The sequence below is a fragment of the Pseudoalteromonas sp. S3178 genome (assembly GCF_005886985.1).
Classification (GTDB): Bacteria; Pseudomonadota; Gammaproteobacteria; order Enterobacterales; family Alteromonadaceae; genus Pseudoalteromonas; species Pseudoalteromonas carrageenovora.
This window is the reverse complement of record NZ_PNCW01000658.1, coordinates 1-291: the sequence shown is the minus strand read 5'-3', so window position 1 is coordinate 291 and position 291 is coordinate 1. Positions and strand designations below refer to the sequence as shown.

Here is a 291-nt window from a genome sequence, read left to right as displayed (position 1 = left end):
AAGCGCACGATATTGAACAAAGTAACCGTGCGTTTTACATCCAAGACGAAGTGACAATATCAGCGCTAACCCTCTTGGCTGGTCTTAGATACGATAGTTTCACCAGTGATGTTACTGCTGATAAAAACTACGCTGGCACCGAGTGGCAAACGGAATCAAATATTGATGACACCCAACTCACCGGAAGAATTGCCGCACTTTATCAGCTGGATTCTGGTTGGCGACCTTACGTGAGCTATAGTCAGTCATTTGAACCCGTTGCAGGAGAAGATAGCGTAACTCAACAAGCCT

At 45.7% G+C, this 291-nt stretch carries 1 protein-coding gene; it reads left to right on the top strand.

The window, feature by feature from the left end; all coding sequences use genetic code 11:
* Positions 1-50: 50 nt before the first annotated feature.
* On the top strand, positions 51-291 hold a 241-nt coding region (locus CWC11_RS22645), incomplete at its 3' end, for a TonB-dependent receptor domain-containing protein (RefSeq protein ID WP_249330820.1).